General features: G+C 69.2%; 1 protein-coding gene. It reads right to left on the bottom strand.

Features of this window, described 5'->3' with window-relative positions; translation table 11 throughout:
- Nucleotides 1-469 precede the first annotated feature (469 nt).
- Nucleotides 470-4843, bottom strand: coding sequence for an AAA family ATPase (locus tag DF200_RS10440; RefSeq protein ID WP_158275847.1), 4374 nt, complete (start codon nt 4841-4843; stop codon nt 470-472).
- Nucleotides 4844-4968 lie beyond the last annotated feature (125 nt).

Here is a 4968-nt window from a genome sequence, read left to right as displayed (position 1 = left end):
GGGCGTGGATGACGGCGCCTGCATGCTGGAATGGTTTCGCGCGGTCCCCTGTATGGCTGGGGGTGGCCGGTGATTCCGAGATGTCCCGTGGTTTCCGTCCGGGCATCCGGGGTTCGGTGGGAGGGTTGCATGGTGTCGGGGACGTTCGGAGGCCGTCCGTATCGTCTCCCGGATGGTGCCGCCGACCGCCCTGGGCCCTGAAATCATGGTCATGAGCTCATGGCCTATGGCCGGGACGGCCCCGTCGACGTCTGTGGCCTCGTCATAGATGTCGTCGACGGGTTCGTCCCATTCGGCCGGCAGTATGGGCCGGCCGGTGGTTTCGGAGCGTGGCGGCTTGTATGCCGTCTGTCCTTTTGGCGGTGTCGGAGGCCGCTGGCTGCCCCATGGTGTCCGTTCCTTGTCGCTCATGGTCCCGTGCCTCCTTCCGCACGTCTCTTTGAGGATACCGACCGACGGCCGGGATGGCTCAGATGCCGAGGGTCGGGACGCTGTAGGATGCCGAGGCCGAGGGAGAGGATGACGGATCGGGGCCGCCGCTGACAGGGCCCCTGCATCGTCTTCTTATGTCCAGGCATTGGCGCACGTCCCTGTCGAGGGATGTGGCCCGGGCCAGGTTTCCCTCGTTGTGGTCCTCCGCGAGGTCGGCGGCGTAACTGATGTATGCGTAGCGCATGGTCATCTCCCAGCTGGAGCGTGTGTCACGGTCCTCCTCGTACCGCATGAGGGCCTGTTCCATCCGTTCGGGCCCCATGGTCTCCAACTGCCTGCGGCTGAGGCGTTCGGCCGGCTTCTCCTGTTCGTCGATGGCTTCGCCGAGCGTGACGGTTCGGCCGTCCGTCATGGTGTATTCCTTATGCCATATGGGGTTGTCGGGATCGCGGCGCTTGTTCTCGGCAAGGGCCTCGCGCAGTCCCGGCTTCTCGTCGAGGTACGGCCGCCAACCGTCCATCCACGGCTCCGCCGGCATGTAGTCGCCGTGGCTCCTGTAGAACCTTTCGGAGGTCTGGCAGCCCCAATCGATCCGGTCGCGGCCGTAGTCCGCGCCGTTCCACATCAGGCCGTATGACCATGGCACGCTCTGCCTGCTTTCCTCGCTGGGCGCGTCGATGGTGCGTTCGTATCGTTCGATCGCCGGCTGCTGCACGTAGCGGCGAAGCACGGCCAGGGCCTCGTCGTCGACGATGCCCTGGGAGGCCGCCCGGTCCCCGTCCGTCATGGCCTGTTCCAGTATGGCGGCCTCACGGGCCCGCGCCACGGCCTGTTCGTGGCGCGCCGGTCTCGTGCCGGTGCCCCTCAGGAAGCCTAGGGCCTTCTGGTAGACCTGCGCCCGGCAGTACCATGCGGCTTCGCTCTCCCATGCGGCCTTCCATGCGCCGGTGGGTGGATGGCGCATCGGCATGGGCACGCGTTCGGGCAGTTGCTCGTGGAACCGCTTCTCCGGCTTTAGCCATCGCGATGGAGGGGACCCCCACTCCCACCGCACATGCACCCTGTCACGGGGAGCCCCGTCCTGCCAGGAGTCCGCATGCATGGCGTCCTGCCCGTTCATGGCCTTGACCGGGTCGGGACAGTTCTTCTTCCAATCGTTGGGTTCGCCCAGTGCGGCGAGCGTCCGCCGCAGACGCGTCCCGGCCTCGATGACCGCGGGGTCGTTGCCGATGACGAGGGCGCGGTTCTCCCGTTCCCGCTGCCGTTCCCGTTCGCTGGGACGTGACGGGTCCTTGTATTCGACCGGCCGCACTCCCCACCGGTCCTGGAATTCCGCGCGGATGCGGGCGATGCGCTGGCCGATGCCGTCGATCTCGGCCTGCCATTGCCTCCGTCGCCGTCCGCCGCCGGGAAGGCCCGGCAGGGGTTCGGGAGGCATGTTCATCCTCAGCATCCACCGTTCACGGCGCAGTCCGTCGATGAGCGAGTCGCGTTTCGATACGGCCTGGTCGTAGCGTTCGCCGATCGTCTTCTTCGCCTCCGCCAGCCGTTCGCGCTCGTCATCGGCCCGCCGCTGCAGGCCGACGACCTCCTCCCAGGCCCTGCGGCGTCGTTCGTCGGCCCGCTCCTCGGCCCTGCAGGCCTTCTCGTAGAGCCTCCGGTCCCGTTCCATGGCCGACTCCATGGCCTCGGGGGTGTCCGTCACCTCCCAATCGCTTTCGGGGCGGAGCCTTCGCAACGCCCTCGCGCCGTCGCCGAGCAGTTCGCGCATCAGCCGCAGGCGCTCGGGGTCGGCCGCCGCGTCCTCGACGCCGAGGTCTGCCGCCATCTCGGCCCTCACGTCCCGTTCGAGCCGGTAGACGAGCCCCGTTCCCGCGTCGTTATGGTAGGCGTTCTCGTACATGGACCTCATCCGCGCCAGGTCGCCGGCCACGGCGTATACGCGGTTCTCGCCGCGCCCCCGCGTCTGGCCGACGTACATGCCGTTCGCGGTCGATGCCTCGTCGAGCCAGGTGATGGACCTGTCCCCGGTGACGCCCTGGTTGCCGTATACCGTGGCCGCGTACCCGTATTCCACGGCGTCGGCCACATAATCCATGGGCAGCGTCACCGCCCGGCCGCCGTCCAGGGGCACGGCCCTCAGCCCGTCGCCGTCGATGGAGGCGACGCGCCAGCGGCGACGGTTCGCGACCCCGAGGAACCGGTCGTTGCGGCGGGTGGCTATCAGGTCCCCCTGCCTGACCTCGATGCCGTCACGCCCCGTGGCCCGTGGGCCGCTGAGGACTCCCCCGCGTTCGAGACGCGAATGGATGGCGGTGTTCACGGCCAGCGCCTGGGCGCGGGTCCGGACGCTGACGACGGTGCCGTCACGCCATTCGGCGGCGATGCGGCCCACGAGACGTTCCGCGTCGTCGAACCGTTCCACCATGGGCCGGTCCCCTACGGGACGGCGGCGCAGGATGTCGGCGATGTTGCGGGCCGCCCGTTCGGCCGCATCGCCCAGCCGGCGGCCGAACGATTCCGGGGACTCGCCCCGCCGCCGGCGCGGCCGGGCGGGAACCTCCGGATCCCCGGTGAGCGCGTCGAACACGGCCCCGGGGTCCTTCCGGTCCCTCATGCGCAGGGTCAGGGCCGCATACGCGGGATCGCGGAACCGGTGGGTGATGGTCATCTCCGCATGGCACGGCTCCGCCTCCAACGCGAGATGCAGCACGCCGCCGGCGCCCACGGCCGGCAACTGGGCGCGGTCGCCGATCATCCATACCGGGCACCCGTTCAGCTCCGCCAGCGTGAGCACGGCCTCGGCGACGTCCTGGCCGAGCATGCCGGCCTCGTCGATCACGATCGTGCGCGGCCCGTTCCTCCCATACAGCCGGTACGCGGCGTCCTCCGGCTCCAGCTGCTGCCTCCGTCTCCACACGCCATGCTCGTCCATACGCCAGCCATGCTCCCAGATGAGCTTCTGCACGCTGTCCGCGGGCAGTTCCAGCTCCCCTCCCAACACGTTCGCGGCCTGCTTCGACGGCGTCAGGCCGATCACGTCAAGGCCCCGGACCGCCGTTTTGAGCATGGTGGTCTTGCCCGTGCCGGCCGCGCCCTCGACGACCTTCAGACCACCACCGGAACGCAGGTACGACACCGCCGCGCGCTGCTCCCCGTCCAGCCCCCGCAACGCCTCGTCGTCCAACGGCCCCGCGTCCGGGACGGTATCCGGGACGTGCAGATGTATCATCAGGGAACGCAGACGCCGCTCGCGTTCCAGCACGAGGGGCGACGTGTAGCGGCGGTGATAGCCCGGATCCGGCGCCCCCATGCCCGCGCCCAGGTCCATGCTGCCCTCCACCGCACGGGCGGCTATCGCCCCGATACGGTCCATCATGCCCAGCACGTCGTAGCGGCGTTCGCCCAGTATCGTGACGACCTCGGCCTCCACATCCCAACGCGAATACGCGCTCCGCCCCCTTCCCAGGAGCCGATCCACGGCCAGACGCGACACCTCCGCGTCGTCGATCAAAGCCGAATCCGGGGCCATCGGCACGGGCAGGGGCGGCAGGTCCGGAAGACGTCCGAACTCCTTCAGCCACCCGTCCACGCCCTTCTCCTTCGCCTTGGCGGGACGCCCCCTCTTCCACGCCAGCCGACGGAACTCGTGCAGGGTGCGCGCCGGCGGCATCTCGTCCGGGTCGGCCCGGTTACGCTCCCGCCACTCGGCCACCAGCCGGCCGAGCTCGCGTTCGGCCTGGTCCCGCCGCTTCGACGCCCTCGCCGCCATGTCCTCCAGCTCGGGCACCGAACCATCGGCCATCAGCGTCAGACCACGCGCCGCGAACAGACGCCGATACGCGATGTCGTTCGCCATGCCATACGTCTCCAACGCCGCCAGCAGAGGCGCAAGCTCCCGCATCGGCCTCGTGCGGAACGCGTGCCAGCGGCCATCCGGCCCCTTCGTCCGGTTCACGACCACCGTATGCAGATGCAGGTGAGGATCGCCCGCACGCGACGTGTGATGCACCGCCACCACGGCCTCCATGCCCAGACCATGCACGTCCACCTGCTCGCCCCGGCCGCCCACACGCGTCACCAGACGCGACGCGAGGACGCCCATCTTCCGCTCGTTGACCAAACGGGCCCGCGACTCCACCGCCCCACGCAGGGACGCGTCCCCCAACGCCCACGCCAGCGACTGCGCCTTGCCCACCGTGAACGTCCAATCCGCCGCCAACACCGAATTCGCCCGCACGACCCCACGCCTCTCCACACCATCCACGCCGCGGAAACGCAACAGGTTCGCGAACCCCTCACGCCCCAAATCACGCCGGGCCGACAGCACGCCATCCGCCCCATACGACAACCCCACCACACGACCCACATACCCCGGATACGCCTCCGCCGCGTCACAGTAATACGACACCACCGCCCCCGAAGACCCCGCACCCGACGCATGAACCAACCGGAAACCATACGCCACGACACACCACCACCCGACCGAAACCAGCCACGACACCACCCACCTACCACCGGTAGGCAGAGCACATT

The sequence above is a fragment of the Bifidobacterium catulorum genome (assembly GCF_003129925.1).
In the GTDB taxonomy this organism is placed as follows: Bacteria; Actinomycetota; Actinomycetes; order Actinomycetales; family Bifidobacteriaceae; genus Galliscardovia; species Galliscardovia catulorum.
Note: the sequence above shows the minus strand (reverse complement) of the source record. Positions and strands in the feature narration are given on the sequence as shown.